This is a genomic window from Micromonospora sp. NPDC004336 (assembly GCF_053602615.1).
In genome coordinates this window covers 12,962-39,189 of sequence record NZ_JBSGDY010000019.1, presented here as the reverse complement: position 1 = coordinate 39,189, position 26,228 = coordinate 12,962, and the positions used below count along the sequence as shown (strand labels likewise).

Genomic DNA, 26,228 nt, shown 5'->3' with positions numbered 1-26,228 from the left:
TGGGCCGGGGACGGACGGGTCCGGGGCAGGCGGGCCAGGGACGGGACCGGCCGGCCCGCGTCGAGGGCGGACCGGTTGCGCCTGTCGTGCCGTCGTTCGTGGGTCGGCCCCCGGGTGGCTCGCTCGCGCCTGTCGAGCTGATGTCGTAGACGATTCAGCTGATGTCGTAGACGATTCAGCTCGACAGCGGCGGGACCAGAAGGCTGTGACGGCCCGGCCGGGGCGCGACCGGCCAGACCGACGGGGAGGGAGCACGGACCGCCGGGCCGCGACGGCCGGAACGGTCCTGGCCCGGACTGCGTCGTGATGGTGGCCGCGAGCGCCGGGTGGCGACCGGTGCGGGTGGCCCGGCGGTGCCGGCCGCGACCGGAGCGGTGGCGTGGGCCGCTCGCCCGGTGCCATGGCGACCGGCGTGGGCTGGCGTGGCGTGCCGGCCGTGAGCGGCGGGGTGGCACGGCGAGGGCCGCCGCGGTCCGGGAGGAGGCGGCGGCCTCGTGCCGGCGTCGCCGGCGTGCCGTGCGGAGGCTCAGGCGCCCGGGGTGTTGTCGCCCCGCTTGGAGGTGGCCACCAGGTAGTCGCGGTTGAGCCGGCCGATGGTGTTCAGCGGGATGCCCTTCGGGCAGACCACGGTGCACTCGCCGGCGTTGGTGCAGCCGCCGAAGCCGGCCTCGTCGTGCGCGTCGACCATGCCGATCACCCGGGTGTAGCGCTCGGGCTGGCCCTGCGGCAGCAGCGAGAGCTGAGTGATCTTGGCGGCGGTGAAGAGCATGCCGGAGCCGTTGGGGCAGGCGGCCACGCAGGCGCCGCAGCCGATGCACTCCGCCGCCTCGAAGGCGGCGTCCGCGTTGGCCTTGGCGACCGGGGTGGAGTGCGCCTCGGGGGCGCTGCCGGTCGGCGCGGTGATGTAGCCGCCGGCCGCGATGATCTTGTCGAACGCGCCCCGGTTGACCACCAGGTCCTTGACGACCGGGAACGCCCGCGCCCGCCACGGCTCGATGTCGATCGTGTCGCCGTCGGAGAACTGCCGCATGTGCAGCTGGCAGGCGGTGGTGCCGCGCTGCGGCCCGTGCGCGTTGCCGTTGATCATCAGGCCGCACATGCCGCAGATGCCCTCGCGGCAGTCGTGGTCGAACGCCACCGGCTCCTCGCCGGCCAGGATCAGCCGCTCGTTGAGCACGTCGAGCATCTCCAGGAAGGACATGTCCGGGGAGACGTCGTCGACCTTGTAGGTGACCATCCGACCCTTGTCCTCGGGGCCGGACTGGCGCCAGATGCGCAGGGTCAGGTTCACTTGTAGCTCCGCTGCGTGGGGTGGACGTACTCGAACTTCAGGTCTTCCTTGTGCAGCACCGAGGGCTCGCCGGTCGCGGTGAACTCCCAGGCCGCGACGTACGCGAAGCGCTCGTCGTCGCGCTCCGCCTCGCCGTCGGGCGTCTGGTGCTCGGCCCGGAAGTGGCCGCCGCAGGACTCCTCGCGGTGCAGGGCGTCGATGCACATCAGCTCCGCCAGCTCGAAGAAGTCGGCCACCCGGCCGGCCTTCTCCAGCGACTGGTTGAGCCCCTCGCCGTCGCCGGGCACCCGGACCCGCTGCCAGAACTGCTCCCGCAGGGCACGGATCTCGTCGATCGCCTTGCGCAGCCCGGCCTCGCTGCGCTCCATGCCGCAGTGCTCCCACATGATCTGGCCCAGCTCGCGGTGGAACGAGTCCACGGTCCGGTCGCCGTTGACCGCCAGCAGCCGCTGGATCCGGTCCTCGACGTCGGCGCGCGCCTGCACGGCCGCCGGGTGGCTGGCCTCGACCTTCTCGAACGGCCCCGCCGCCAGGTAGTTGGCGATGGTGTTCGGGAGCACGAAGTAGCCGTCGGCCAGGCCCTGCATCAGCGCGGAGGCGCCGAGCCGGTTCGCGCCGTGGTCGGAGAAGTTCGCCTCGCCGATCACGAACAGGCCCGGGATGGTCGACTGGAGGTCGTAGTCGACCCAGAGGCCGCCCATCGTGTAGTGCACGGCCGGGTAGATCCGCATCGGGACCTCGTACGGGTCCTCGCCGGTGATCCGCTCGTACATCTGGAAGAGGTTGCCGTACTTGGCCTCGATGGCCTTGCGCCCGAGGCGGTTGATCGCGTCGGCGAAGTCGAGGTAGACGCCGAGGCCGCCCGGGCCGACGCCCCGGCCCTCGTCGCAGACGTTCTTCGCGGCGCGGGAGGCGATGTCCCGGGGGACCAGGTTGCCGAAGGAGGGGTAGATCCGCTCCAGGTAGTAGTCCCGCTCGTCCTCGGGGATGTCCCTCGGGCTGCGGTCGTCGCCCTTGGCCTTGGGCACCCAGACCCGGCCGTCGTTGCGCAGCGACTCGCTCATCAGGGTCAGCTTCGACTGGTGGTCGCCGGAGACCGGGATGCAGGTCGGGTGGATCTGCGTGTAGCAGGGGTTGGCGAAGTACGCGCCCTTGCGGTGCGCCCGCCAGGTGGCGGTGACGTTGCAGCCCTTGGCGTTGGTGGAGAGGTAGAAGACGTTGCCGTAGCCGCCGGAGGCGAGCACGACCGCGTCCGCGAACTCCGTGGTGATCTCGCCGGTGACGAGGTCCCGGACGACGATGCCCCGGGCCTTGCCGTCGACGACGATCAGCTCCAGCATTTCGTGCCGGGAGTTCATCTCCACGTTGCCGAGGCCGATCTGCCGCTCCAGCGCCTGGTACGCGCCGAGCAGCAGCTGCTGGCCCGTCTGGCCCCGGGCGTAGAAGGTGCGCTGCACCTGCGCGCCGCCGAAGGAGCGGGTGTCGAGCAGGCCGCCGTACTCGCGGGCGAACGGGACGCCCTGGGCGACGCACTGGTCGATGATGTTGACCGACACCTCGGCCAGCCGGTGGACGTTGGACTCGCGCGACCGGAAGTCGCCGCCCTTGACGGTGTCGTAGAACAGCCGGTGCACCGAGTCGCCGTCGTTGCGGTAGTTCTTGGCGGCGTTGATGCCACCCTGCGCGGCGATGGAGTGCGCCCGGCGCGGGCTGTCCTGGTAGCAGTAGGACTTGACCTGGTAGCCCTGCTCGGCGAGCGTGGCGGCGGCCGAGCCGCCGGCCAGGCCGGTGCCGACCACGATCACGGTCATCTTCCGGCGGTTGGCCGGGTTGACCAGCTTGGCCTCGAAGCGGCGGCGGTCCCAGCGGGTCTCGATCGGGCCCTCGGGTGCCTTGGTGTCGGCGATCGGGTCGCCCTCGGTGTAGAGATCCATGTCAGGACACCAATCCGGTGAGTACGGCGAACGGGACCACCAGGAAGCCGGCGCAGAGCGCGACGGCGAAGACCAGCGCGGCGGTGCGTGCCCGGCGCTCGCCCTTGGGGGTCTGCTGCCCCAGGCTGCGGAACGCGCTGAACGCCCCGTGCCGCAGGTGGAAGCCCAGCGCGACGATCGCCAGGGTGTAGAAGAGGGTGACGTACCAGCGCTCCGGCGCGAAGTCGGCGACGACGTTCGCGTACGGCCGGGTCGGGTCGCCGACCGGGTTCAGGTGGCCGGTGGTCAGGTCCAGCAGGTGGTAGATCACGAAGAGCAGGATGAGGACCCCGCCCCAGCGCATCGTGCGGGCCGCGTAGCTGCCCTGGACCTTGGGGCGGTGCGCGTACCGGACCGGTCGGGCGGCGCGGGAGCGCCGGGCGAGGGCGGTGGCGGCGGCGATGTGCGCCACGACGGCGACGGTCAGCGCGCCGCGCTGGATCCAGAGGAACCAGACCCCCGGCAGCAGCGGCTTGCCGATGTCGCGCAGCCAGTGCGCGTAGTGGTCGAACGAGGTCTCCCCCGTGAACACCTTCAGGTTGCCGATCATGTGCAGGATGAGGAACAGCACCAGGATGATGCCCGTCACCGCCATGACGGCCTTGAGGCCGACGTTGGAGCGGATGGGCGACCGTGTTCTCGTGACTACCACCCGAACGACGCTAGGAGCACTTTGATCAGTCGTCCAATGCATCGAAGTCGCAGTCTTGATAGCTATAGGCTATTTAGATGCAGCTACATCAGCTGAAGTACTTCGTCGCAGTCGCAGAAGTCCGACATTTCACGCAAGCTGCCGACCTCGTGGGCATCACGCAGCCGTCGTTGAGTAAGCAAATTCACGCGCTGGAGGACGCCCTCGGCGCCCCGCTCTTCGAGCGGGTAAGAGGCAACATCGCCCTCACCGCGGCGGGGGAGGTGCTGCTCCCGCTGGCCAAGCGGATCCTGGCCGACGCGGACACGGCGACCCGCGAGGTGCAGGAGCTGGTCGGCCTGCGGCGCGGGCGGGTGCGGCTCGGCGCCACGCCCAGCCTGGCCACCTCGCTCGCCCCGCCGGTGCTGCGCCGGTTCCGCGACGCCCACCCCACCGTCGACCTGCGGGTGGAGGAGAGCGGCTCGCAGGACCTCGTCCGGTACCTGCTCCGCGGCGACCTCGACCTGGCGCTGATCATCATGCCGGCGCGGGGCACCGACCCCGGGCTGCGCGCGGACCCGATCCTGCGGGAGAGCCTGGTGGTCGCCTCGGTGGAGGAACTGTCGACGGCCCCCGGCGCCGCGCAGTTGCGCGTCGACGACCTGCGCGACCAGCCGATGGTGATGTTCCGGGAGGGCTACGACCTGCGCGACGCCACCATCCAGGCCTGCCGCGAGGCCGGCTTCGAGCCGAGGATCGCCGTCGACGGCGGCGAGATGGACGCGGTGCTCAGCTTCGTCGAGGCCGGGCTGGGCGTCGCGCTGGTGCCCGGCATCGTGGTGGCCCGCCGCCCGGGCGTCCGGGTCACCCGGCTGGCCCCGCCCGGCGTGCGGCGGACCATCGCCGTCGCCCGCCGCCGCGACGTGGTGCCCACCCACGCCGGCCGGGAGCTGCGCCGGATACTCCTGGAGTACGTCCGCGACGCCACCACCGACGGCGACCTGCCCCCCGGCGTCGAGCCGCTCTGACCCGCCGCCCGCCGGCACCCGCCCTGGGCCGCTGCCCCGCCCGCGACACCGCCGGGGCCGCCGGCCCGCCGGCACCCGCCGTGGGCCGCTGACCCGCCGGCGACACCGCCGGGGCCGCCGGTCCAGGTGCGCAAGGCGGAAGGCGGAGCCCGGCCGCCGGCCCGCCTACGCTGCCGGCATGGCAAGCGGCAGCGCCGTGGTGATCGGCGCCGGCATGGGCGGCCTGCTGACCGCCCGCGCCCTCAGCGAGGCGTACGACCGGGTCACCGTCGTCGACCGCGACGTGCTGCCCGAGCGGGCGGACAGCCGCCGGGGCGTGCCGCAGGGGCGGCAGTTGCACGTCCTGCTGGCCCGGGGCCGGCAGGCGTTCGAGGAACTGCTGCCCGGCCTCGGCGCCGAGCTGACCGCGGGCGGCGTGCCCTCGGTCGACCTGCACGAACAGGTCCACTGGTACAACGACGGCCACCGGATGCGCCGCGCGCCGTCGCCGCTGCTGGGCTTCGGCGTCAGCCGCCCGCTGCTGGAACGCGTGGTCCGGCAGCGGGTCGCCGCCCTGCCCGGGGTGCGGATCCTGCCGGGCTGCGAGGCGACGGGGCTCGTCACCACCGCCGACCGCGCTCGGGTCACGGGCGTCCGGCTGCGGCCCCGCGACGGGCAGTCGCGCACCCTCGACGCCGACCTGGTGGTGGACTCCGGCGGCCGGGGGACGCGCAGCCCCGTGTGGCTGGCCGAGCTCGGCTACCGGCCGGCGCCCGAGGAACGGGTCCCGGTCGGGGTCACCTACGTCACCCGCACCTACCGGCGCGAGCCGCACCACCTGGAGGGGCTGCTCGGCGCGCTCACCAACGCCGTGCCCGGCCGCCCACGGGGCGGCATCGTCGCCGTGCAGGAGCGGGACCGGTTCGCGGTGGCGCTCAGCGGCATGTTCGGCGAGGAGCCGCCGGTCGACGACGAGGGGATGGCCGCCTTCGCCGACCACCTCGCCGCCCCGCAGATCGCCGACCTGCTGCGCACGGCGCAGCCGGCGGGCCCGCCGGTGGCGATGCGGTTCCCGGCCAGCGTACGGCGACGCTACGAGCGGCTGCGCCGCTTCCCGGCCGGCTACCTCGTGGTGGCCGACGCGCTGTGCAGCTTCAACCCGGTCTACGGGCAGGGCATGACGGTGGCCGCCCTGGAGGCGCTGCTGCTGCGCCGGCTGCTGCGGCGGCGGCCGGACCGCCTCGCCCGCGCCTTCTTCGGTGGCGCGGCCCGCCTGATCGACGCGCCGTGGTCCATCGCGGTCGGCACCGACCTGCGCTTCCCCGAGGTGCCCGGCCGGCGCTCGGCGCGGGTGCGCCTGGTCAACGCGTACGTGGCCCGGCTGCACGTCGCGGCGACCCGGGACGCGGCGCTGGGGGCGGCGTTCCTGCGGGTGCTGAACCTCGTCGACCCGCCGGCGCGGCTGCTCACCCCACCGGTGCTGCTGCGGGTGCTGCGCGGCGCGCCCGCGCCGGCGGGCTGACCGGCGGGCTCACCGGCCCTCGGCGTCGTCCATCGCGCGGTAGATCCGCTGCTCGGAGACCGGGTACGGGGTGCCCAGCGCCTGGGCGAAGACGTTCACCCGCAGCTCCTCGATCATCCAGCGGATCTGCCGGACCGCGGCCGACTGCCGGCGGCTCGGCGGCAGCGCGGCCAGCATGTCCTGGTATTCCTTCTGCACCACCGCCACCCGGTCCTGCTGCTGCTTGTCGCGCTGCGGGTTGCCGGGCAGCCGGTCCAGCCGCCGCTCGATCGCGGTGAGGTAGCGCAGCAGGTCCGGCAGGCGCGCGTACCCGGTCTCGGTGACGAAGCCGGCGTGCACCAGGCCGGTGAGCTGCGCCCGGATGTCGGCCAGCGCCGCCACCACGGCCAGGTTCTGGGTCTTGCCGAGGCGCTGCTCGACCGCGTACGCGGCGGCGAGCACCCGGCGTACCCGGTCCATGACCTCGACCACGGTGTCCACCAGGTCGGCGCGGACCCTCTCCCGCAGCGCGGCGAAGCCCTCGGCGTCCCAGGCCGGGCCGCCGGCTTCGCCGATCAGCTTGTCGATCGCCGCCCCGGCCGCGTCGGAGATCAACTGCTGCACGCCGCCGTGCGGGTTGCGGCTCAGGGCCAGCTTCGCCTCGTTGCTGAGCCGCCCCTGGAGGAACTTCGCCGGCGACGGCACGGTCAGCCGCAGCAGCCGACGGGTGCCCGCCCAGTGCGCGGCCTCCTGCTCGGCGGGGGAGTCGAAGACCTTCACCCCGACCGTCGTGCCCTCGTCCACCAGCGCCGGGTACGCGGTCACCGCGTAGCCGGCCCGGACCTGCTCGATGGTGCGCGGCAGCGTGCCGATGCCCCAGTCGGTCAGCCCCGTGCGGGCCACGTCCGGCGCGGCGGCGGCCACCACCTGGCGTACCTCCGCCTTGAGCTGGCGTTGCAGGGCCGGCAGGTCCTTGCCCTCGGCGACCGGCTTGTTCTCCTCGTCGAGCACCCGGAAGCTGACCCGCAGGTGCGCGGGCAGCCGGTCGAGGTCCCACGCGTCGCGGGGCACGGTGACGCCGGTCATCCGGCGCAGCTGCCGGGTCAGCGCGTCCAGCAGCGGCTCCTCGCCCGCCGGCATCGCGGCCAGCGCCGCGCGCGCGTAGTCCGGCACCGGGACGAAGTTGCGGCGCAGCGCCTTGGGCAGCGAGCGGATCAGCGCGACGACGAGCTCCTCGCGCAGCCCCGGCACCTGCCAGTCGAAGCTCTCGGCCGGCACCTGGTTGAGCAGCGGCAGCGGGATGTCGACGGTCACGCCGTCGGTGGGCGTGCCCGGCTCGAAGCGGTAGGTCAGCGGCAGGGTCACCCCGTCGGCCGACCACTCGTCGGGGTAGTCGGCCTCGTCGAGGCCGCCGCGGCCGGCGTTGACCAGCAGCTCCCGGGTGAAGGTGAGCAGGTCCGGCTGCTCCCGGCGGGTCTTCTTCCACCAGGCGTCGAAGTGCCGCCCGGAGACCACGTCGGCCGGGATGCGGGCGTCGTAGAAGTCGAAGACGGTCTGGTCGTCGACGAGAATGTCGCGGCGCCGGGCCCGGTTCTCCAGCTCCTCGATCTCCGTCAGCAGCCGCTGGTTGTCCCGCCAGAAGTGGTGGTGGGTCTGCCAGTCGCCCTCGACCAGGGCGTGCCGGATGAACAGCTCCCGGGACAGCGCCGGGTCGATCCGACCGAAGTTGACCTTGCGCGAGGTGACCAGCGGAATGCCGTAGAGGGTCACCTTCTCGTAGGCCATCACGGCCGCCTGCTTCTTCTCCCAGTGCGGCTCGCTGTAGCTGCGCTTCACCAGGTGCTGGGCGAGGGGCTCGACCCACTCCGGCTCGACCCGGCCGTTGACCCGGCCCCAGAGCCGGGAGGTCTCGACCAGCTCGGCCGCCATCACCCAGCGCGGCGGCTTCCTGAACAGCGCCGAGCCGGGGAAGAGCGCGAACTTCGCGCCCCGGGCGCCCAGGTACTCGTGCTTCTGCGCGTCCTTGAGCCCGACGTGGGAGAGCAGGCCGGCCAGCAGCGACTGGTGCACCTTCGGGGTGTCGATCTCCTCCGGCAGGTCCGCGCCGCCCCGGCGCCGTCCGCCGCCGTCGGCGTCCCGGGCCGCTCGCCCCTCCTCGGGCGTACGCAGGACCTGGCGCAGCTGGCTGACGATGTCCTGCCACTCGCGCACCCGCAGGTAGTTGAGGTACTCCGCCTTGCACATCCGCCGGAACGCGCTGGACGACAGCTCGCGCTGCTGCTCGCGCAGGTGCCGCCACAGGTTCAGCAGCGACACGAAGTCCGACTCGCGGTCGGTGAACCGGGCGTGCGCCTGGTCGGCCTGGGCCTGCCTGTCGGCGGGCCGCTCGCGCGGGTCCTGGATCGACAGCGCGGCGGCGATCACCATCACCTCGGTGGCGCAGCCGTTGCGCTCGCCCTCGACGACCATCCGGGCGAGCCGCGGGTCGACGGGGAGCTGGGCCAGCCGCCGGCCCAGCGGGGTGAGCCGCTTCGCCGGGTCCGGCTCCGTCGGGTCCAGCGCGCCCAGCTCGTGCAGCAGGTTGACGCCGTCGGCGATGTTGCGCCGGTCCGGCGGGTCGATGAACGGGAACGCGGCGATGTCGCCGAGCCCGATCGAGGTCATCTGGAGGATGACCGAGGCGAGGTTGGTGCGCAGGATCTCCGGGTCGGTGAACTCCGGGCGGGACAGGAAGTCCTGCTCGTCGTAGAGGCGGACGCAGATGCCGTCCGAGGTGCGCCCGCAGCGCCCCTTGCGCTGGTTGGCCGACGCCTGGGAGACCGGCTCGATCGGCAGCCGCTGCACCTTGAGCCGGCTGCTGTAGCGGGAGATGCGGGCGGTGCCCGGGTCCACCACGTACTTGATGCCGGGCACGGTGAGCGAGGTCTCCGCCACGTTGGTCGCCAGCACCACCCGGCGCCCGGAGTGCGGGGCGAAGACCCGGTGCTGCTCGGCGGTGGAGAGGCGGGCGTACAGCGGCAGGATCTCCGTGCCGCGCAGCGCCGGCTTCTTCTCCACCAGCCTGCCCAGCGCGTCGGCGGTGTCCCGGATCTCCCGCTCGCCGCTGAGGAAGACCAGGACGTCGCCCGGCCCCTCGGCGGCCAGCTCCTCGACGGCGTCGCCGATGGCCTGGATCTGGTCGCGGACGTTCTCCTCGTCGTCCCCGTCGTCCTCGCCCTCGGCCACCTCGACCAGCGGCCGGTAGCGCACCTCGACCGGGTACGTGCGCCCGGAGACCTCGACCACCGGCGCCGGGACGCCGTCGGGGTGCTCGTCGGTGGGCGGCCCGGCGAAGTGCCGGGCGAAGCGCTCGGTCTCGATGGTCGCCGAGGTGATGACCACCTTCAGGTCGGGCCGGCGGGGCAGGAGCTGCCGCAGGTAGCCGAGGATGAAGTCGATGTTCAGGCTGCGCTCGTGCGCCTCGTCGATGATCAGCGTGTCGTACTGGCGCAGCATCCGGTCGGTCTGCAACTCGGCGAGCAGGATGCCGTCGGTCATCAGCTTCACCAGGCTGCGGTCGCTCACCTGGTCGCTGAAGCGCACCTTGTAGCCGACCACGTCGCCCAGCTCCGTGCCGAGCTCCTCGGCGATCCGGTCCGCCACCGTACGCGCGGCCAGCCGGCGCGGCTGGGTGTGGCCGATCAGGCCGTTGATCCCGCGCCCCAGCTCCAGGCAGATCTTCGGCAGCTGGGTGGTCTTGCCGGAGCCGGTCTCGCCGGCCACGATCACCACCTGGTGGTCGCGGATCGCGGCGGCGATGTCGTCCTTTCGCTCGCTCACCGGCAACTGGGCCGGATACGTGACGGCCGGCACGGCGGCCCGCCGGCTCTCCAGCCGCGCCTCGGCGCGCGCCACGTCGGCGGCGATCTCGGCCAGCGCGTCGTCGCGCCGCTGCGGGTCCTTGAGCCGGCGTACGCCGTCGAGGCGCCGCTGGAGGCGGCGCTGGTCCCGGTACATCAGGGGGCGGAGGCGGCGGTGCAGCTCGCGGACGGGATCGGTCGCGGCGGGTGCGGCTGGATTCTGCATGTCGTCGCCAAGGATAGGCAGCCGGCGGCCGGAGCGCCCCCGGGTTACCGGCCCGCCCGCCCGCGCCCGCCCACCGGTGCGGGCGGGCGGGTCTAGAGTTGACCGCCGACCGACGCCGAACCACGGGGATGCGCGATGACGATGCGGGACACCGACCGGGCCCTGGTGCAGGCCGCCACGGCGGTCGCCAAGCTGCGCTGCCGCAGCGAGAACCACACCGTCGCCGCCGCCGCGCGTACCACCGACGGTCGGGTCTTCACCGGCGTGAACGTCTACCACTTCACCGGCGGCCCCTGCGCCGAGGTGGTCGCGGTCGGCGCGGCGGCCACCCAGGGCGTCACCGAGCTGGAGACCATCGTCGCGGTGGGCGACCGGGGGCGCGGGGTGATCCCGCCCTGTGGGCGCTGCCGGCAGGTGCTGCGCGACTACTTCCCCACGATTCGCGTCATCGTCGGGCCGATGGACGCGCTGCGGGTGGTGCACGTCGCCGAGCTGCTGCCGGAGACGTACGTCTGGGCCGACCACCAGGTCGACGACGGCCCGTCGCTGCCGGGGCCCCGCGCCGGCGCGGACGGCTGACGGGTCAGTCGCCGGCGGCGGCCTCCAGCATCGAGCGGGGGACCGGCACGCTCTCGAACCGCACGTTGCCCTCCGGCACCATCCAGCTCAGCACCCGCACGGCCAGCCGCCCGGCCCGCACCGCCGGGTCGTTGTGGTAGAGCTCGCGGGCCTCCTGCGGGGAGACGGAGAGCACGACGAACCCGCGCAGCCGGTCGTCGTCGGCGTCGACGAACGGGCCGGCGGCCAGGACCAGCCCCTGCTCCACCAGGCCCGCCTGGTGCGCGAGGTGCGCGTCCTGCAACCGGTCGGCCGCGTCCAGCGGCAGCTCCGGCGCGTCCGGCGGGCGCACCAGGAGCACCACGGTGTGCTGGTCGAATCGCATGCCCACACCCTAGGGCGGCGCGGGCCCCCGCCACCGGGAACCGGTACTGTCCGCCCTGGTCAGGGCCCGGCGGATCGACGATCGCGAGTTAGGCTCGGCGGGGGCGGTCAGCTAAGGTAAGGCGAACCTAAGCCCGAACGCGCAGGAGCCTCGTGACCACCCTCGCCACCCGACCGGCACCGACCGGCGGTCGGATCGGCGGCCGTGCCGGCCGCCGGGTGGCGGTCACCGTCGCCGCCGCGCTGGCGCTGCTGCTGGCCCTGCTGGCGAGCTTCGCGCTCGGCAGCCGGGCGCTCCCCGTCGACGAGGTGTGGCGCGCGCTCGTCGCCCCGGACGGCGGCGAGGCCGCCACCATCGTCCGGGAGCTGCGGATGCCGCGCACCGCCCTCGGCCTCGCCGTCGGGCTGGCGCTCGCCGTCGCCGGGGTGCTCTTCCAGGCGCTCACCCGCAACCCCCTCGCCGAGCCGCGGATCCTCGGGATCAGCGCCGGCGCCTCGTTCGGCGTGGTGCTGGCCATCTCCGTCTTCGGCGTGGGCACCCTCGCCGGGTACGTCTGGTTCGGCATCGGCGGCGCGCTCCTCGCCGGCCTGCTGGTCTTCGCCGTCGCCACCCGCGCCCGCGAGGGCGCCAGCCCGGTCACCCTCGCGCTCGTCGGCGCGGCCCTCGACGCCAGCCTCGCCTCCGTGGTGTACGCGCTGCTCAGCATCGACGCCCGCACCTTCGAGGACTACCGGTTCTGGGTGGTCGGCGGGCTGACCGGCCGGGACGTGTCGGTCGCCGTCCAGGTCACCCCGTTCGTGCTCGCCGGGCTGGCGCTGGCCGTCCTGGTCGCGCGCGGCCTGGACGCCCTCGCCCTCGGCGACGACGTGGCCCGGGGCCTCGGGCACCGGGTGGGGCTGGTCCGGCTCGGCGGCGGCGTCGCCGCCGTGCTGCTCACCGGGGCGGCCGTCGCCGCCGCCGGACCGATCGCCTTCGTCGGGCTCGCCGTGCCGCACCTGGCCCGCGCCCTGGTCGGCGCCGACCACCGCTGGACCCTGGCGGTCTCCGCGCTGCTCGGGCCCGCCCTGCTGCTCGGCGCCGACGTCGTCGGCCGGCTGGTCTCCCCGCCCGGGGAGGTGCCGGCCGGCATCGTCACCGCCCTGGTCGGCGCCCCGCTGCTGGCCTTCCTGGTCCGCCGCGCGAAGGTGGTGACGGCGTGACCGCCCCCGCCCTGGCCGCCTGGCCGATCAACCCGCTGCCGCGGGACGCGAAGGCGGTGGCCGCGTGAGCGCCCCCGCCCGCCCCACCGTCCCGCAACGCGCCGCCGGGCGGCCGGCCGGGCGTCGCGTCGTCGCCGGGCTGCCCGGGCGCTGGCTGGTGCGCGTCGGCCCGGTCAGCGTGCAGGTGCGCCGGCGCTCGGTGCTGGTCGCCGCCACGCTGGTCGTGCTGCTGCTGGTCGCCGGGGTGCTCAGCCTCTCCCTCGGCACCCCGTACGTCGCCCCGGCCGACGTGCTGCGCGCCCTCTCCGGCGTCGGCACCCCGTACGACCTGGTGGTCTTCGACCTGCGGCTGCCCCGGCTGGTGCTGGCCGCGGTGGCCGGCGCGGCCTTCGGGGTGGCCGGCACGCTGATCCAGAGCGTGGCCCGCAACCCCCTCGCCAGCCCGGACGTCGTCGGCATCACCCAGGGCGCCAGCCTCGCCGCGACGGTGGCCCTGACCGGCGGGGCCGCGGCGGTGCTCGTGGCGCCGGCGGCGCTGGTCGGCGGCCTCGTCGCCGCCGTGCTGCTGTTCGCCCTCGGCGCCCGGCACGGCCTGGCCGCCCAGCGGTTCGTGCTCGCCGGCGTGGCGGTCGCCTTCGCGCTGCGGGCCCTGACCGAGGTGGTCATGCTCACCGCCGACCCGATCGACGGGCTGCGCGCGCAGATCTGGCTGATCGGCACGCTCGCCGGCAAGGGCTGGACCGAGGCGCTCTGGATCGCCGCCACCCTGGTCGCGCTCCTGCCCGTGCTCGCCTGGGCCGGCTGGGCGCTGAACAGCACCGCCCTGGACGACGACACCGCCCGGGGGATCGGGCTGCGGCCGGTGGCCCGCCGGGTCGGCCTCGCCGGCACCGGGGTGCTGGCCGCCGCGATGGTCACCGCCCAGGTGGGCGCGGTCGACTTCGTCGCCCTGGTCGCCCCGCAACTGGCCCGCCGGCTCGTCCGCGCCGAGCGCCCCCCGCTGGTCTGCGCCGCGCTGCTCGGGGCGCTGCTGCTGGTGCTGGCCGACCTGGCCGGGCGGCGGCTCTTCGCCCCCACCCAACTGCCCGCCGGCGTGCTGACCGCCGCCATCGGCGGCCCGTACCTGATCTTCCTGCTGGTCCGTGGCCGCCGGCGGTCCTCGTGATGTCCCACCCTGGCAAGGAGGCGTGATGCTCTCCACCCGCGACCTGGTCGCCGGCTACGACGAGCGGACGGTGTTGGACGGGCTCGACCTCGACCTGCCCGCCGACGCGTTCACGGTGATCGTCGGGCCCAACGCCTGCGGCAAGTCCACCCTGCTGCGCACCATGGCCCGGCTGCTCACGCCCCGGCGGGGCGCGGTGCTGCTCGACGGCGCCGCGATCCGGGACCTGCCGACCCGCGACGTCGCCCGCCGGCTCGGCGTGCTCCCGCAGAGCCCGCTGGTGCCGGAGGGGGTCACCGTCGCCGACCTGGTCGGCCGGGGCCGGCAGCCGTACCAGCGGTGGTGGCGGCAGTGGTCCGAGGAGGACAGCGTCGCGGTCGACCGGGCCATGGCGCTCGCCGACGTGGCCGGGCTGGCCGGCCGGGCCGTGGACACCCTCTCCGGCGGCCAGCGGCAGCGCGTGTGGATCGCGATGACCCTCGCCCAGGACACCGAGGCGCTGCTGCTCGACGAGCCGACCACCTTCCTCGACCTCGCCCACCAGGTGGAGGTGCTGGACCTGCTGCACCGGCTGCGCGCCGAGCGGGGCCGCACCGTGGTCGCCGTCCTGCACGACCTCAACCAGGCCGCCCGGTACGCCGACCACCTGGTCGCGATGCGGGCCGGGGCCGTGGTGGCCGCCGGCCCACCCCGGGAGATCCTCACGGCCGACCTGGTCCGGGACGTCTTCGGGCTCGACTGCGTGGTCGTGCCCTGCCCGGTGACCGGGGCGCCCCTCGTGGTGCCCGCGCTCACCAGCCCCACGCTGGCCCGGCCGCCCGAGGCGGCCGACCCGGCTGGCTCCACTGACGCGGCCGGCTCCGTCGGTCCCGCCCCCGTGGGACTGCCGACCCCGGCAGCCCGCCCCCCGGCCGAGGACGCGCTCACCCCGCGCGCCGGCTCGTACCCCTCGAAAGGAATCTGATGCGTCGTCTCGCCGCCGCCCTCACCGCGGCGCTGGCCCTCGGCGTCGGCCTCACCGCCTGCGGTGAGAGCGACCCGGTCGCCGGCAACACCACCGGGGAGACCCGGGAGATCGTCCACGCCATGGGCACCACCAAGGTGCCGGCCGAGCCGAAGCGCGTCGTCGTGCTCGACACCGACAAGATCGACACCGCGCTCTCGCTCGGCGTCACGCCGGTCGGCGCCGCCACCGCCGGCGAGGCGAAGAGCTGGCCGACCTACTTCGGCGAGGAGAAGCTCGCCGGCATCAAGGAGGTCGGGGTGCTCACCGAGCCCGACCTGGAGGCCATCAACGCCCTCAAGCCGGACCTGATCCTGGGCAGCAAGTTCCGCCAGGAGAAGTTCTACGACGAGCTGTCCGCCATCGCGGCGACCGTGTTCACCGAGAAGGTCGGCGTCACCTGGAAGGAGAACTTCCTCCTCGACGGCAAGGCGCTCGGCAAGGAGCAGCAGGCCAAGGACCTGCTGACCGCGTACGAGACCCGGGCCAAGGACTTCGGCGCCAAGCTGGGCGACGCCGCCGACCGCAAGGTGTCCATCGTCCGCTTCATGCCGACCGAGATCCGGGTGTACGGGCCGGACTCGTTCTCCGGCATCGTCATCGGCGACACCGGCCTGGGCCGCCCCGAGCGGCAGCAGCTCACCGGCAAGGAGGACCGGCGGATGGACCGGGTCAGCCCGGAGCGGATCGGCGAGGTCGACGGCGACGTCATCTTCGTGACCGCGTACGGCGAGAAGGCCGCCGCCGAGCAGGCAAAGGTCACCGGCGGGACGCTGTGGAAGGCCCTGCCGGCGGTCAAGGCGGGCAAGGCGCACGTGGTCTCCGACGAGATCTGGATGACCGGCATCGGTGTCGGCGCCGCCAACAAGATCCTCGACGACCTGGCGAAGCACCTCACCGCCTGACCGGCCCCGCCCCGCGCTCGTTCAAGATCCGCGCAACTTCACTGAAGATGCTGCCTCTCGCAGCGTCGAGGCAACACTTGCCCTGAAGTTGCGCGGATCTTGGCGTTCCGGGTGGGTGAGTGGGGGTGTTGTGGGCGTGGCGCTCAGCGGGCGGGGGTTCTGCGGATGCGGAGGGCGTGGCGGAGCTCGACGAGGAAGCCGTCGAAGTCCTCGCGGAGCCGTTTCGCGGTCACGTGCAGCACGATCCAGTCCTCGCCGAGCAGGCGGTTGAGGCGCTGGCGGTCGCGGTGGAACTGCTCGGGATCGCCGTGCCAGATCCCGTCATACTCGACTGCGACCCGAAGCTCCGGCCATGCGAGGTCGAGGCGCGCGACGAATCGGCCGCCCCGCTCGACCACGAACTGGGTGACCGGCCTGGGCAGACCGGCCAGCACCAGCCGTACCCGGAGCCGCGACTCCTGGAACGACTCCGCCCCCAGGTCGACCAGCTCCGCCACGCGGCGCATGCGCTGCCAGCCCCGCAGCCCGAGGCGGTCGCGCGCGCTGCCCCGTAGCTCGTCGACCCGCACCGACCGCTGCCGGGCCAGCGCGTCCACCCAGGCGACCGCCTCCTCCGTCGGCAGCCACTGCGCCAGATCCCAGCAGGTGCGCAGCGGCGTGGTGACCGGAATTCCGGCGCGGAGCCGCACGTCGTCCGCGGTGGCCTCGGCGGTGTGCACGGACAGCCCGGCGACCGGCCCGAAGCGCTGCCTCGCCGGCACCAGTACATCCAGTGGCTCGGCGGCACCGACCGAGCCGACACCGTAGAGCGCCGCGGCGCTGCGGCCGGCGATCGCCGCGCCCGACGGCAACACCCACCTCGCCGCCGCCAGGCAGCGCGCGCCGTGTGAGACGGCCAACCCGGCGTCGGCGTAGACGTCGCGGAACAGCCTCCGCCACGCCTTGCTGCGCAGCTCCGCCCGGGTCAGCAGCCCTCGGGCGACGACGTCGGAGCCTTGGAAGACGCGTCCTCGCAGTTCGTGCGGGCGCCGCGGCGGAACGGACATGCGGGCCAGACTGACGGCGCTCGCCCCTTTTCGCAGCCCCGGTGGACAACCTCGCCGCGACACCGCACACCATGATCCGCGCAACTTCACTGAAGACGCGGCCTCCCAAACGGTGGAGGCAGCAGTTGCCAGGAAGTTGCGCGGATCTTGGCGTGCAGGCCCCGCGGCGGGCGGGGGAAGAGGGTGGGTCAGGCGGCGGTGGACCAGATGGCCCGGAAGGCGGCGGCCTCGCCGGCCAGCCAGCGTTCGATCTGCTCGGGCCGGGCGTCGGCGGGCATCCGGTGGGCCTCGCCCCGGCGTACGTCGACCAGGACCGGCTCGGCGTGCGGGAGCACCGCGTCCATGTGCCGGGCCATCAGGTGCAGGGTGGCGAGCACCGCCTCCGGGCTGGGCGGGGCCTCGTCGAAGTGCAGCCGGACGGCCTCGGCGCGGCCGTCGGCGTGACGTACGCCGAAGTGGGGGTTGATCTTCACGGGCAGGTCGCCGAGCATGGCGAGCGCGTCGCGGGTCTGGGCGAGGTCGACGGCCCTCGGCTCGCCGAGGGAGTGCAGCCAGGCCTTCGCGCCCGGGACGAGTGCCTCGTAGAGCGGGCGCCAGCGGGGCTTGACCACGTCGGCGACCTGGTCGAGGTGCGTGCCGCCGGTGTGGAAGGCGACGTCGGCCTTGAGCGCCTTGACGAACTGACCGTGCGGGTTGAAGCCGGAGCGGCTGGCGCGCTGCTTGCGCAGGCCCCCGACGAAGGTGGCCTTGGTCGGGCCGGTGCGGTCGACGTAGCGGGTGAAGCCGAGCAGGGTGGCGTAGGGGGTGGGTGGGGTGGAGGCGGGCGTGGTCACGGGCGTCCTCCCAGGTCAGCACCTTGTTTAGTACACACATTCTAATCGATGGGTCTGACACTTCCCAGTCCACGGCCGGGCGAAGGTGGCACAGTCCGCGCCGACGGGCATGGACGTTGGGTGAGCCGTCAGCGCGACCCCGTTGTGGTCGGGCAGCGGTGGGGTCGGCACGCCGGACGCCGAAATTCGAGCACAATCCGCATGCCCGATGGCCGGCCGAGCGGGCGGTGCGCTTCGGACCCGGAAGGAATGCGGGAGTCTATGGTGCGATGGGCAGGGTCACCGTGACCGTCAGCCCGCCACCCGGGCGCGGCTCCGCGTGGACGTCGCCGCCGTGCGCCCGAGCGATGGCCTGCACGATGGACAGGCCCAGGCCAGCGCCGGGCGCGCTGGGGGCGACGCGGTCGGCGTGGTGCCGGTGGAACGGTTCAAACAGTGCGGGGACGTCGTACTTCGGAATGACCGGGCCGGTGTTGCTCACCGACACGAAGGCGGCGTCTGCTGAGGTGCCGCAGCGCACCGAGACCCACCCGTCCGCGGGGATGTTGTACCGGATCGCGTTGTCGACGAGGTTCTGCACCAGCCGTTCGACCAGCGGCGGGCTCCCGGTCGTGGGTGCCTCCCGCGTCTCGCGGCGTACCGCCACAGCCTCCGCCGCGGTGGTGGAGACCACGTGTTCCACGATGTCCGCGAGGTCCATGTAGGAACGCTTGGTGACCTCCCGCTCGGAGCGGGCGAGCACCAGCAGCCCGTCGAGCAGACGTTCGTGGCGGGTGTTCACCTCCAGCAGGGTCTGGCCGAGCTGGCGCAGCTCGGGCGTCGGCTCGCCGCGGTAGAGGGCGACCTCCAGCAGCGACCGACTGACGGTCAACGGCGTACGCAGCTCGTGTGAGGCGTTGGCGACGAACCGCCGCTGGCCGTCGAAGGCGTGGTCGAGCCGTTCCAGCATCGTGTCGAATGCGTCGGCGAGCTGTTTCACCTCGTCCCGCGGGCCGGTCAGGGCGATCCGCTCGTGCAGGCCCCGGTCGGCGGCGGGCGCCTCGGCGATGCGTACCGCGGTCTCGGTGATCCGGTGCAGGGGGCGCAGCAGGCGTCCGGCAAGCAGCCAGCCGAACGCGGTCGCCACGAGGCCAACCACAACCAGCGCGATGGCGCCCCGGGTGAGCAGCGCGTGCAGGGCGTCGTTCCAGGTGGCCTCGGTCACCTGGTTGACCAGCGCGCCCGGCTCCCCGGGAGCGAACGGCGCAGACGTGTGGGTCGGCGTGCTCCGGTCCGCCTCCCCGGGAGCGAACGACTCAGACGTGTGATTCAGGGTCGGCGTGCTCCGGTCGGCGACGAGGACATAGGTGACGCCGAGCAGAACGAGTCCCGCGACGAGGAACAGCCCGCCGTAGACGAGTGTCAGCCGGGCACGGATGGTGATGCGGTTCATGGGATCCGGTACCCCACTCCCGGATCGGTGAGGACGACCGTGGGTTCGCCGAGTTTACGGCGCAACTTCAGGATGATCATGCGGATGGAGTGGGTGAACGGATCGGCGTTCTCGTCCCACGCCTTCTCCAGGAGCTGTTCGGCGGAGACCGGCGCGCCGTCGGCCCGCAGCAACTCGGCGAGGACGGCGAACTCCTTGCGGGACAGCGGGACGTAGTGGCCGTCCCGGTACACCTCGCGGCGGTGCGGATCGAGCCGGATGCCGGCACGCTGCAGGATCGGCGGTGCGGCCGGCCGGGCGCGGCGGCCCAGCGCCGTCACTCGCGCGGACAGTTCCGCGAAGGCGAACGGCTTCGGCAGGTAGTCGTCGGCGCCCAGGGACAGGCCGGAGACCCGGTCGGCGACGTCTGCGGCGGCGGTGAGCATCAGGACCCGGGCGTTGCCGTCCCCGGCGACCAGCGCCCGGCAGACGTCGTCGCCGTGCACCACCGGCAGGTCCCGGTCGAGAACCACCACGTCGTAGTCGTTGACGCCGATGCGTTCGAGGGCGGCGGCGCCATCGTGGACGACGTCCACCGCGTGGGCGTCCCCGCGTAGCCACTGCGCCACAGCGTCGGCGACCAGGGGCTCGTCCTCGACCAGCAAGATCCGCACCCGTCCATGGTGACACAGGGTGATGTCACCCCCGTGTCAACGAATTCGGTGACGGCCGGGAAAACCCCGCATCGCTCTACTGGCTCTGCGGCCGGGATCGGCCCGGCGCACCACCGCCGGGATCGGCCCGGCTCACAACGGCCGGGATCGGCCCGGCGCAGAGGGAGAAATCGTGCGGACAAGGACTGTCATCGTCGTCGGTGTGCTCCTGGGCACCACGGCGCTAGCCGCGTGCAGCGGGCCGGTCGGCGACCCGGTGGCGACCGCGAACAGCACCGCCAAGCCGACCACCAGCGCCTCGGCGAAGGTCGACGACAAGGAGCAGGCCCTGAGGTTCGGCCAGTGCATGCGCGACAGCGGCGTGCCGAACTTCGCCGATCCGAAGTTCAACGACGGCGGCGGCATGAGCATCGACGTGCCCGAGGGTGCCGACCCGGCCAAGGTCGACGTGGCTATGCAGAAGTGCAAGCAGTACATGCCCAACGGTGGCGAACCGCAGAAGCTCGCCCCCGAGCGGATCGAGCAGTTGCGCAAGTTCTCGCAGTGCATGCGCGACCGTGGGGTCAGGAACTTCCCGGACCCCACGGAGAACGGCATCCAGGCCAACGGCAACGACCCCGGCATGAACCCGAACGATCCGACGTTCGAGGCCGCGCAGAAGGAATGCGGCAGCAAGTACGCCCCGGCGCCCTCCGGCGAGTCCCCGGGAACCAGCGGGAGCAACGGATGATCGCCCGGCGTCTCTCGCTCAAGGCGGTTGCGGTGGCGGCGGTGCTCGCCGCCGCCGCCGTGGCCACGGTCGCCGCCCGCGGGATCGGCTCCGGCACCCAGCCCCGGCAGGCCACGAGCCTGCCGCGGCCACGTCGAAGATCACCCACCAGACGCTTGTGGACACCCAGACGCAGGCCGGCGAGCTCGGCTACGGCGATCCGGTCGAGGTCGGGGGAAAACTGCCGGGCACGCTCACCGCCCTATCCGCGCCAGGCTCGACCGTACGCCGAGGGCAGGTGATCTATCGCGTGGACAACACGCCAGTCGTCCTGCTGTACGGGCAGCTTCCGGCGTACCGGGCATTGGCGGCCGGGGTGAAGGGCGCGGATGTGAAGCAGTTCGAGCGGAACCTGTACGCCTTGGGCTACCGCGGGTTCACCGTTGACGAGTCTTTTTCGGCGTCCACGGCGACGGCGGTACGCAAGTGGCAGAAGGCACTCGGCCTGCCGAAGACGGGGACGGTCGAGCTCGGCCGCGTGTACGTCGCACCGGGTGCGGTCCGGATCGACGCGCAGAAGGTGGCGGTCGGCGACGCCACCGGGCCCGGTGTGCCGCTGTTGGCCACCACCGGGTCGCGAAAGCTGATCATGGTCGAACTGAACGTCGGCGATCAGCGCCTGGCCAAGGTGAGCAGGCCGGTGACGGTGAAACTACCGGATGGCAGGACCGTGCCCGGGAAGATCACCGGGACGCGTACGGTGATCAAGCCCGCGGAGGGCACCTCGGCCGCGAAGACCGTCATCAAGGTTACCGTCGCCGCCGACGACGAGAAGTCCCTCGCCGGCCTGGACCAGGCCACCATCGACGTCGTCTTCACCGCCTCGCAACGGGAGAACGTCCTGACGGTGCCGGTCGCCGCGCTGCTCGCCCTGTCCGAAGGCGGCTACGGCGTGCAGATCGTCGACGGCGGCACCAGCCGTGTCGTCGCGGTCAGGACCGGGCTGTTCGCGAGCGGCCGGGTGGAGATCACCGGGGACGGCCTGGCCGAGGGAATGACCGTGGGGATGCCACCATGACCGCGATCACGGCAGTTCTACCGGCCGTCGAGACGGCAGTGGACAACGTGGTCGAGCTCGACGACGTGACGAAGGCGTACCCAGGTGGTGTCGAGGCGGTCAGGGGCGTGAGCCTGGCGGTCGGCCGCGGCGAGCTGGTGGCGATCGTCGGCCCCTCGGGGTCCGGGAAGTCTACGATGCTGCACCTGATCGGAACCCTGGACCGGCCGTCCAGCGGAACGGTACGCATCGACGGCCTGGATGTGGCGGCCTTGTCGGACCGGCAGCTGTCGGCGCTGCGCGCGAACCGGATCGGGTTCGTCTTCCAGCAGTTCCACCTCGCGCCGGGGCAGTCCGCAGTGGACAATGTCGCCGACGGGCTGCTGTATTGCGGCGTGCCGGCCCGGCAGCGGCGCAGACGAGCCGAGCACGCGCTGATCAGCGTCGGCCTCGGCAACCGGCTGGGGCACCGACCACACGAGCTGTCCGGCGGCGAACGGCAGCGGGTCGCCATCGCCCGGGCGATCGTCGCCGAACCGGCACTGCTGCTGGCCGACGAGCCGACCGGCAACCTCGACTCCGCCTCCGGAGCCGGCATCATGCACCTGCTGCACGAGCTGCACGAGAGTGGGACCACGATCCTGGTGATCACACACGACCACCAGATCGCGGCGAGCCTGCCACGGCAGATCACCATGCGGGACGGGCAGGTGGTCGCATGACGCAGGTTCTGACCCCGGCCCGGCTGCGCTCCGGTGACGTGCTTCGCGTCGGTTCCGCCGGCCTGCGTACGCGGCCCCTGCGCGTCTTCCTCTCGGCGCTCGGGATCGCCATCGGCATCGCCGCGATGATCGCCGTCGTCGGGCTCTCGTCGTCGAGCCGAGCGCAGCTCGACCGGCAGCTCGCGGCGCTGGGCACCAACCTGCTCACGGTCGCCCCCGGCGAGACCATGCTCGGCGGCCGGGCGGTGCTGCCCGACGAGACAGTTGCGATGATCTCCCGGATCGGCCCGGTGACCCGGGTCGCCGCCGTCGGCCGGGTGCCCGACACGGCCGTGTACCGCAGCGATCGCATCCCGGCCGTGCAGACCGGGGGCATGTCGGTGCTCGCGGCCCACCTCGACCTGCCCGCGACGGTGGCGGCGCAGCTCGCCGGCGGGGTGTGGCTCAACGACGCGACGAGCCCCTATCCGGTCGTCGTTCTCGGTGCGTCCGCCGCGCGGCGGCTCGGCATCGGCGCCGCGGGCGAGGGCGTCCAGATCTCCGTGGGCGGGCGATGGTTCACCGTCATCGGCATCCTGCAGCCGGTGGCGCTCGCGCCCGAGCTGGATTCGGCCGCCCTCGTCGGCTGGCCCGCCGCCCGGTCGCAGCTCGCCTTCGACGGGCATCCCACCGCTGTGTACACGCGTACGCGGGACGACGCTGTGGAAGCGGTGCGGGCGGTGCTCGCCGCCACAGCGAACCCTGAGTCCCCGAACGAGGTCAAGGTCTCCCGGCCGTCCGACGCGCTCGCCGCCCGCCAGGCAACCAATCGGGCATTCACCGGGCTGCTCCTCGGGCTGGGCGCAGTGGCGCTACTCGTCGGCGGCGTCGGCGTCGCCAACACAATGGTGATCTCGGTCCTCGAACGCCGTGCTGAGATCGGCCTGCGCCGCTCGCTCGGCGCCACGCGCGGCCACATTCTGCTCCAGTTCCTCGCCGAGTCGCTGCTGCTCGCCACGCTCGGCGGTCTAGGCGGTGTCCTTCTCGGCATCGCGGTCACCAGCCTGTACGCGACGACGCAGCAGTGGCCAGCGGTGGTCCCGGCGTGGGCGACGCTCGGTGGCGTGGCCGCCACTGTGCTGATCGGGGCGATCGCCGGTCTCTACCCGGCGATCCGCGCCGCCCGGCTCTCGCCCACCCAGGCCCTCGCCGCCCCGTGACTCGCGATGGACGAGTGCGGGGTGCTCCCGGAGGCCATCCGGCGGAGGCACGCCAGCGGCTCGTGCGCGAGCACCTCGCCGAGTTCGCCGTCGAGGCCGACCCGCAGGCCTTCCACTGCTGGTGGCGGCTGCCCGATTCGTGGCGGGCCGACACCTTCGTCACGGCCGCCGCCCGTCGTGGCATCGCGGTCACCCCCGTCGCGGCCTTCACCGTCGTCGTGGCCCACGCACCCAACGCCGTCCGTCTCGCCCTGTCCGCACCACCGCCCGGCACCTCGCCGCGGCGCTGGCGACTCTCGCCGCGCTGGCCCGGAGCGTCCCGAGGACACCGAGGTCGAGTAGGGGCGTGTGGTGGTGCCTACAGCTGGCCGACCGAGGTGATCCGGACGACCGCCGCACCCGCCTCGTCGGAGGCGGCGAGGTCGACCTCGGCGCTGATGCCCCAGTCGTGGTCGTCGTCGGGGTCGTCCAGGATCTGCCGTACCGTCCACCGGTCCCGGCCCTGCTCGATCATGAGCAGCGCCGGGCCGCGCGCGTCCGGCCCGGTCCCGATCGCGTCGTAGGAGTCGAAGTACGGCTCCAGCGCGTCGGCCCAGGCGTCCGCGTCCCAGCCGTCCGCCGCGTCCAGCTCGCCGAGCAGGTCCCAGCGGCGCAGCGCGGCCAGCTCGACCCGGCGGAACAGGGCGTTGCGCACCAGCACCCGGAAGGCGCGCGCGTTGCGGGTGACCGCCGGCGGCCGGTCGGCCAGGGACGAGGCGACCTCCGCCACGTCGGACGGGTTGCGCAGCCGCTCCCACTCGTCGATGAGGCTGGAGTCGACCTGGCGGACCAGCTCGCCGAGCCACTCGATCAGGTCGACCAGCTCGTCGGTCTTGGCGTCCTCGGGGACGGTCTGCCGCAGCGTCTTGTACGCGTCGGCGAGATAGCGCAGCACCAGGCCCTCGGAGCGGGACAGGCCGTAGAACTGCACGTACTCGGTGAAGGTCATCGCCCGCTCGTACATGTCCCGGACGACGGACTTGGGGGAGAGCTGGTGGTCGGCGACCCACGGGTGCCCCTGCCGGTACATCTCGTACGCCGACTCCAGCAGCTCGGCGAGGGGCTTGGGCCAGGTCACCTCGTCGAGCAGTTCGAGGCGTGCCTCGTACTCGATGCCCTCGGCCTTCATCGCGGCGACCGCCTCGCCGCGGGCCTTGAACTGCTGCGCGGAGAGCACCTGACGCGGGTCGTCGAGGATCGACTCGATCACGGAGAGCACGTCGAGGGCGTAGGAGGGGGACTCGACGTCGAGCAGCTCGATCGCGGCGAGGGCCAGCGGCGACAGCGGTTGGTTGAGGGCGAAGTCGAGCTGGAGGTCGACGGTGAGGCGGACCCGCCGGCCCGTCTCGTCCGGCTCGGCGAGCTGCTCGACGACCCCGCCGGCGCGCAGCGCCCGGTAGATGGCGATGGCCCGTCGGATGTGCCGGCGCTGGGCGGCCCGGTCCTCGTGGTTGTCGGTGAGCAGGTGCCGCATCGCGGCGAACGCGTCGCCGGGGCGGCCGATGACGTTGAGCAGCATCGAGTGGCTGACCTGGAAGCTGGACGTGAGCGGCTCCGGCTCCGCCTCGACCAGGCGCTCGAAGGTGGGCTGGCCCCAGCCGACCGAGCCCTCCGGCGGCTTCTTGCGCACCACCTTGCGCCGCTTCTTCGGGTCGTCGCCCGCCTTGGCGAGGGCCTTCTCGTTCTCGATGACGTGCTCGGGGGCCTGCACGACCACCCGGCCGATGGTGTCGAAGCCGGCCCGGCCGGCCCGCCCGGCGATCTGGTGGAACTCGCGGGCCTTGAGCAGCCGGGTGCGGGTGCCGTCGTACTTGCTCAGGCCGGTGAAGAGCACGGTGCGGATGGGCACGTTGATCCCGACGCCGAGGGTGTCGGTGCCGCAGATGACCTTGAGCAGCCCGGCCTGGGCGAGGGTCTCCACCAGCCGGCGGTACTTGGGCAGCATGCCGGCGTGGTGCACGCCGATGCCGTGCCGCACCAGCCGGGACAGCGTCTTGCCGAAGCCGGAGGTGAACCGGAAGTTCCCGATCGCCTGGGCGATCATGTCCTTCTCGGCCCGGGTGCAGACGTTGACGCTCATCAGGGCCTGGGCGCGCTCCAGGGCGGCGGCCTGGGTGAAGTGCACGACGTACACCGGGGCCTGCCGGGTCTCCAGCAGCTCCTCCAGGGTCTCGTGCAGCGGCGTCATCGCGTACGAGAAGATCAGCGGGACCGGCCGCTCGGCCGAGCGGACGACGGCGGTCGGCCGGCCGGTGCGCCGGGTCAGGTCGTCGACGAAGCGGGTGGTGTCGCCAAGCGTCGCGGACATCAGGACGAACTGCGCCTGCGGCAGCTCGATCAGCGGCACCTGCCAGGCCCAGCCCCGGTCCGGCTCGGCGTAGAAGTGGAACTCGTCCATGATCACCTGGCCGACGTCGGCGCGGGCGCCCTCGCGCAGCGCGAGGTTGGCCAGGATCTCGGCGGTGCAGCAGATGATCGGGGCGTCGGCGTTGACGCTGGCGTCGCCGGTCAGCATGCCGACGTTGTCGGCGCCGAACACCTCGCAGAGGGCGAAGAACTTCTCCGACACCAGCGCCTTGATCGGCGCGGTGTAGAAGGTCGTCCGGTCGTCGGCCAGGGCCGCGAAGTGCGCCGCGATCGCGACCAGGCTCTTGCCGGAGCCGGTCGGCGTATTCATGATCACGTTGGCGCCGGAGACGATCTCGATGACCGCCTCCTCCTGGTGGGGGTAGAGGTCGAGGCCGCGCTCCTTCGCCCAGCCGGCGAACGCGTCGAAGAGGGTGTCGGGGTCGGCGCTTGTCGGCAGCGCGGCGGTGAGCGTCATAGCGGGTCCCATGGTGCCTGGATCATGCCCC

At 73.2% G+C, this 26,228-nt stretch carries 21 protein-coding genes; 11 read left to right on the top strand and 10 right to left on the bottom strand.

Translation table 11 applies throughout. The annotated features are described in order from the left end of the window. Positions 1-526: 526 nt before the first annotated feature. The 3 genes from ACWENR_RS07065 to ACWENR_RS07055 are packed head-to-tail and all read right to left on the bottom strand — an operon-like array spanning position 527 to position 3,958. A complete protein-coding gene (locus tag ACWENR_RS07065; protein ID WP_452276141.1) occupies positions 527-1,291 on the bottom strand; it encodes a succinate dehydrogenase/fumarate reductase iron-sulfur subunit in 765 nt (254 codons plus the stop codon). Beyond that, a complete protein-coding gene (locus ACWENR_RS07060) occupies positions 1,288-3,225 on the bottom strand; it encodes a fumarate reductase/succinate dehydrogenase flavoprotein subunit (protein WP_452276140.1) in 1,938 nt (645 codons plus the stop codon). The genes ACWENR_RS07065 and ACWENR_RS07060 overlap by 4 nt, the downstream gene beginning before the upstream one ends. Position 3,226: 1 nt before the next feature. Beyond that, positions 3,227-3,958 carry a succinate dehydrogenase cytochrome b subunit gene (locus ACWENR_RS07055; protein ID WP_452276139.1) on the bottom strand — a complete coding sequence of 244 codons (732 nt, stop codon included), beginning with the start codon at positions 3,956-3,958 and terminating at the stop codon, positions 3,227-3,229. Positions 3,959-3,993: 35 nt separating this feature from the next. On the opposite strand from ACWENR_RS07055, the gene ACWENR_RS07050 reads away from it, so the two are divergent. Beyond that, positions 3,994-4,923, top strand: a complete 930-nt coding sequence (locus ACWENR_RS07050; RefSeq protein ID WP_452276138.1) for a LysR family transcriptional regulator — start codon at positions 3,994-3,996, stop codon at positions 4,921-4,923. Between the two features lie 178 nt (positions 4,924-5,101). Next, positions 5,102-6,424, top strand: coding sequence for an FAD-dependent oxidoreductase (locus ACWENR_RS07045; protein ID WP_452276137.1), 1,323 nt, complete (start codon positions 5,102-5,104; stop codon positions 6,422-6,424). Positions 6,425-6,433: 9 nt separating this feature from the next. Here the strand turns inward: ACWENR_RS07045 and hrpA are convergent, their stop codons facing one another. Next, the gene (gene hrpA, locus ACWENR_RS07040) at positions 6,434-10,468 is read right to left on the bottom strand and encodes an ATP-dependent RNA helicase HrpA (protein ID WP_452276136.1); all 4,035 of its coding nucleotides are present in this window, start codon (positions 10,466-10,468) and stop codon (positions 6,434-6,436) included. A gap of 135 nt (positions 10,469-10,603) precedes the next feature. Between hrpA and ACWENR_RS07035 the strand changes: the two genes are divergently transcribed. Next, positions 10,604-11,047 carry a cytidine deaminase family protein gene (locus tag ACWENR_RS07035; protein ID WP_452276135.1) on the top strand — a complete coding sequence of 148 codons (444 nt, stop codon included), beginning with the start codon at positions 10,604-10,606 and terminating at the stop codon, positions 11,045-11,047. A gap of 4 nt (positions 11,048-11,051) precedes the next feature. On the opposite strand, the gene ACWENR_RS07030 is transcribed toward ACWENR_RS07035, so the two are convergent. After that, positions 11,052-11,411: a YciI family protein gene (locus ACWENR_RS07030; RefSeq protein ID WP_452276134.1), complete on the bottom strand. Its 360-nt coding sequence runs from the start codon at positions 11,409-11,411 to the stop codon at positions 11,052-11,054. Positions 11,412-11,563: 152 nt separating this feature from the next. On the opposite strand from ACWENR_RS07030, the gene ACWENR_RS07025 reads away from it, so the two are divergent. The 4 genes from ACWENR_RS07025 (at position 11,564) to ACWENR_RS07010 (ending at position 15,683) form a co-directional block, all read left to right on the top strand. Then, the gene (locus ACWENR_RS07025) at positions 11,564-12,610 is read left to right on the top strand and encodes a FecCD family ABC transporter permease (protein ID WP_452276133.1); all 1,047 of its coding nucleotides are present in this window, start codon (positions 11,564-11,566) and stop codon (positions 12,608-12,610) included. 64 nt (positions 12,611-12,674) lie between these two features. Then, positions 12,675-13,775 carry a FecCD family ABC transporter permease gene (locus ACWENR_RS07020; RefSeq protein WP_452276132.1) on the top strand — a complete coding sequence of 367 codons (1,101 nt, stop codon included), beginning with the start codon at positions 12,675-12,677 and terminating at the stop codon, positions 13,773-13,775. Between the two features lie 25 nt (positions 13,776-13,800). Continuing rightward, positions 13,801-14,739 carry an ABC transporter ATP-binding protein gene (locus tag ACWENR_RS07015; protein WP_452276131.1) on the top strand — a complete coding sequence of 313 codons (939 nt, stop codon included), beginning with the start codon at positions 13,801-13,803 and terminating at the stop codon, positions 14,737-14,739. Next, positions 14,739-15,683 carry an ABC transporter substrate-binding protein gene (locus ACWENR_RS07010; protein ID WP_452276130.1) on the top strand — a complete coding sequence of 315 codons (945 nt, stop codon included), beginning with the start codon at positions 14,739-14,741 and terminating at the stop codon, positions 15,681-15,683. Before ACWENR_RS07015 ends, ACWENR_RS07010 begins: the two co-directional genes overlap by 1 nt. Before the next feature lie 143 nt (positions 15,684-15,826). Here ACWENR_RS07010 and ACWENR_RS07005 read toward each other — a convergent pair whose 3' ends face one another. The 4 genes from ACWENR_RS07005 to ACWENR_RS06990 form a co-directional block, all read right to left on the bottom strand. Then, on the bottom strand, positions 15,827-16,729 hold the full coding sequence (locus ACWENR_RS07005; RefSeq protein ID WP_452276129.1) for an endonuclease domain-containing protein: 903 nt from the start codon (positions 16,727-16,729) through the stop codon (positions 15,827-15,829). 188 nt (positions 16,730-16,917) lie between these two features. Then, the gene (locus ACWENR_RS07000; protein ID WP_452276128.1) at positions 16,918-17,562 is read right to left on the bottom strand and encodes a hypothetical protein; all 645 of its coding nucleotides are present in this window, start codon (positions 17,560-17,562) and stop codon (positions 16,918-16,920) included. A gap of 259 nt (positions 17,563-17,821) precedes the next feature. Further along, positions 17,822-18,994 (bottom strand): sensor histidine kinase, encoded by a 1,173-nt coding sequence (locus ACWENR_RS06995; protein WP_452276127.1) that lies wholly within the window; start codon positions 18,992-18,994, stop codon positions 17,822-17,824. Next, complete coding sequence (locus ACWENR_RS06990; protein ID WP_452276126.1) at positions 18,991-19,647, bottom strand: response regulator transcription factor; 657 nt, start codon at positions 19,645-19,647, stop codon at positions 18,991-18,993. Before ACWENR_RS06990 ends, ACWENR_RS06995 begins: the two co-directional genes overlap by 4 nt. Positions 19,648-19,819: 172 nt before the next feature. Here ACWENR_RS06990 and ACWENR_RS06985 point away from each other — a divergent pair, with 172 nt between their 5' ends. From ACWENR_RS06985 to ACWENR_RS06970, 4 genes are all read left to right on the top strand, one after another. Continuing rightward, on the top strand, positions 19,820-20,377 hold the full coding sequence (locus tag ACWENR_RS06985) for a hypothetical protein (RefSeq protein WP_452276125.1): 558 nt from the start codon (positions 19,820-19,822) through the stop codon (positions 20,375-20,377). Between the two features lie 157 nt (positions 20,378-20,534). Next, a complete protein-coding gene (locus ACWENR_RS06980; protein WP_452276124.1) occupies positions 20,535-21,434 on the top strand; it encodes a peptidoglycan-binding protein in 900 nt (299 codons plus the stop codon). Positions 21,435-21,481: 47 nt separating this feature from the next. Beyond that, positions 21,482-22,135 carry an ABC transporter ATP-binding protein gene (locus ACWENR_RS06975; RefSeq protein WP_452276155.1) on the top strand — a complete coding sequence of 218 codons (654 nt, stop codon included), beginning with the start codon at positions 21,482-21,484 and terminating at the stop codon, positions 22,133-22,135. Beyond that, on the top strand, positions 22,132-23,334 hold the full coding sequence (locus tag ACWENR_RS06970) for an ABC transporter permease (RefSeq protein WP_452276123.1): 1,203 nt from the start codon (positions 22,132-22,134) through the stop codon (positions 23,332-23,334). The genes ACWENR_RS06975 and ACWENR_RS06970 overlap by 4 nt, the downstream gene beginning before the upstream one ends. Before the next feature lie 358 nt (positions 23,335-23,692). Here ACWENR_RS06970 and ACWENR_RS06965 read toward each other — a convergent pair whose 3' ends face one another. Then, positions 23,693-26,197 (bottom strand): DEAD/DEAH box helicase, encoded by a 2,505-nt coding sequence (locus ACWENR_RS06965; protein ID WP_452276122.1) that lies wholly within the window; start codon positions 26,195-26,197, stop codon positions 23,693-23,695. Positions 26,198-26,228: the final 31 nt, after the last annotated feature.

What these genes read in the sequence shown, in the direction of transcription:
- hrpA (WP_452276136.1), bottom strand. Translation starts at nt 10,468, where the DNA reads ATGCAGAATCCAGCCGCACCCGCCGCGACCGATCCCGTCCGCGAGCTG.
- ACWENR_RS07045 (WP_452276137.1), top strand. Translation starts at nt 5,102, where the DNA reads ATGGCAAGCGGCAGCGCCGTGGTGATCGGCGCCGGCATGGGCGGCCTG.
- ACWENR_RS07010 (WP_452276130.1), top strand. Translation starts at nt 14,739, where the DNA reads ATGCGTCGTCTCGCCGCCGCCCTCACCGCGGCGCTGGCCCTCGGCGTC.
- ACWENR_RS06995 (WP_452276127.1), bottom strand. Translation starts at nt 18,994, where the DNA reads ATGAACCGCATCACCATCCGTGCCCGGCTGACACTCGTCTACGGCGGG.
- ACWENR_RS07060 (WP_452276140.1), bottom strand. Translation starts at nt 3,225, where the DNA reads ATGGATCTCTACACCGAGGGCGACCCGATCGCCGACACCAAGGCACCC.
- ACWENR_RS07050 (WP_452276138.1), top strand. Translation starts at nt 3,994, where the DNA reads ATGCAGCTACATCAGCTGAAGTACTTCGTCGCAGTCGCAGAAGTCCGA.
- ACWENR_RS07035 (WP_452276135.1), top strand. Translation starts at nt 10,604, where the DNA reads ATGACGATGCGGGACACCGACCGGGCCCTGGTGCAGGCCGCCACGGCG.
- ACWENR_RS06970 (WP_452276123.1), top strand. Translation starts at nt 22,132, where the DNA reads ATGACGCAGGTTCTGACCCCGGCCCGGCTGCGCTCCGGTGACGTGCTT.
- ACWENR_RS07055 (WP_452276139.1), bottom strand. Translation starts at nt 3,958, where the DNA reads ATGCATTGGACGACTGATCAAAGTGCTCCTAGCGTCGTTCGGGTGGTA.
- ACWENR_RS07015 (WP_452276131.1), top strand. Translation starts at nt 13,801, where the DNA reads ATGCTCTCCACCCGCGACCTGGTCGCCGGCTACGACGAGCGGACGGTG.
- ACWENR_RS07030 (WP_452276134.1), bottom strand. Translation starts at nt 11,411, where the DNA reads ATGCGATTCGACCAGCACACCGTGGTGCTCCTGGTGCGCCCGCCGGAC.
- ACWENR_RS07005 (WP_452276129.1), bottom strand. Translation starts at nt 16,729, where the DNA reads ATGTCCGTTCCGCCGCGGCGCCCGCACGAACTGCGAGGACGCGTCTTC.
- ACWENR_RS06965 (WP_452276122.1), bottom strand. Translation starts at nt 26,197, where the DNA reads ATGACGCTCACCGCCGCGCTGCCGACAAGCGCCGACCCCGACACCCTC.